The organism is Kocuria rhizophila (genome assembly GCF_003667225.1).
GTDB lineage: Bacteria > Actinomycetota > Actinomycetes > Actinomycetales > Micrococcaceae > Kocuria > Kocuria rhizophila.
In genome coordinates this window covers 1-1,688 of the sequence record NZ_RCOM01000153.1, presented here as the reverse complement: position 1 = coordinate 1,688, position 1,688 = coordinate 1, and the positions used below count along the sequence as shown (strand labels likewise).

At 72.0% G+C, this 1,688-nt stretch carries 2 protein-coding genes and 1 tRNA gene; 1 reads left to right on the top strand and 2 read right to left on the bottom strand.

Annotation, left to right across the window (positions count from 1 at the left end; translation table 11 throughout):
* Positions 1-73: 73 nt before the first annotated feature.
* Positions 74-144 (bottom strand) — tRNA-Gly (locus D9R02_RS11750).
* Positions 145-410: 266 nt separating this feature from the next.
* Here D9R02_RS11750 and dcd point away from each other — a divergent pair.
* The gene (dcd, locus tag D9R02_RS11745; RefSeq protein WP_019309982.1) at positions 411-989 is read left to right on the top strand and encodes a dCTP deaminase; all 579 of its coding nucleotides are present in this window, start codon (positions 411-413) and stop codon (positions 987-989) included.
* A 4-nt stretch (positions 990-993) separates the two neighbouring features.
* Here the strand turns inward: dcd and D9R02_RS11740 are convergent.
* Positions 994-1,688 (bottom strand): MFS transporter (locus tag D9R02_RS11740; protein WP_121566957.1); only part of this gene is annotated, 695 nt, incomplete at its 5' end.

The following is a 1,688-nucleotide window of genomic DNA, read 5'->3' as shown; positions in this document are numbered from 1 at the left end:
GTGCGGGGCGGTGGGCCGACGGAAACGCCCCGGGACCTTGGCAGGTACCCGGGGCGTTCACCGATCGGTGCGGAGCGGCTGACGGGAATCGAACCCGCGTATCAGGCTTGGGAAGCGTGCGCTCTACCATTGAGCTACAGCCGCACTGCTCTGGGAGCCGTTCGTGAACGGCCCGGACAGAACGCCCACCACTGTACAACACGTTGGGGCGCGGCGCTGTTCCCCCGCCACCGGCCCCTGCGGAACCACGGCGCCCGCCCCGGACGCCGAGGGCATCGACGCCCGCCCCGGCCGGGGGGGTCCCGACGCCGGGACGTCACCGCGTCGGGCCCGCCCGGCGGATCGTGGGCCCCGGCGTCCGGAGGCGGCCCGCGACCCGTGAGCACGGCCCGTGGACTACCGTGGATGCCGTGCTCATCTCAGACCGCGACATCCGCCGCCACCTGGACTCGGGACACGTGCGCCTGGAGCCCTGCGACCCCGCCATGATCCAGCCCGCGAGCGTGGACGTGCGCCTGGACCGCTGGTTCCGGCTGTTCGACAACCACAAGTACGCGCACATCGACCCGGAGCAGGAGCAGCCCGAGCTCACCCGTCTGGTGGAGGTGGCCCCGGACGAGCCGTTCGTGCTGCACCCGGGGGAGTTCGTGCTGGGTGCCACGTACGAGAAGGTCACGCTGCCGGAGGACGTGGCCGCCCGCCTGGAGGGCAAGTCCTCGCTCGGGCGCCTGGGTCTGCTCACCCACTCGACGGCCGGGTTCATCGACCCCGGGTTCTCGGGCCACGTGACGCTGGAGCTGTCCAACATGGCCACCCTGCCCATCAAGCTGTGGCCGGGTTCCAAGGTGGGGCAGCTGTGCTTCTTCCAGCTCTCCTCTCCCACCGAGCACCCCTACGGCAGCGGCGCGTACGGCAACCGGTACCAGGGCCAGCGCGGCCCCACGGCGTCCCGCAGCCACGTGAACTTCCACCGCACGGTCATCGAGTAGGGCGTCACACGCGGGTGGTCGTGAACCCCTCGGGCGGTTTGGGGGTCAGCAGCAGCAGGGCCAGACCCACGGCCACGACCGTGAGGATCCCCAGGATCCCGTAGATCTGAGCGCCCATCAGGGACACGAACAGGCCGAACAGCCCCGGGGCCATGAAGCTCACGGCGCGGCCGGTGGTGGCGTAGAGCCCGTAGATCTCCCCGTCGCGCCCCGGGGGGATGAGCCGCCCCAGGTACGTGCGCGACGCCGCCTGGGCCGGTCCCACGAACAGGCACAGTGCCAGTCCGCACACCCAGAACGCGGGCTTGCCGTGCCAGAACAGCAGCACGATCCCGGCCGCCATGACCCCCACGAGCGAACCGACGATGACCCTGCGGGGGCCCAGGGCGTCGTCGAGCGAGCCGCCCACGAACGCGCCGAGCGCGGCAATGAGGTTGGCGGCCACCGCGAACACGATGACCTCGGTGAGCGAGAAGCCGAAGGAGCCGGCCGCGAGCACACCGCCGAACGTGAAGACCCCGGCCAGTCCGTCCCGGTAGACGGCGGAGGAGAGCAGGAAGAACACGGTGCCCCGCGAGACCCGCCAGAGCCCGGCGATCGTGGCGAAGAGCTCCCGGTAGGCCCCCACGATTCCGCGCCGGTGCCGCGGCTCGGGCGAGGGGGCGGCGTCGGGCCCGGCGAGACCGCCGAGCGTGGGGG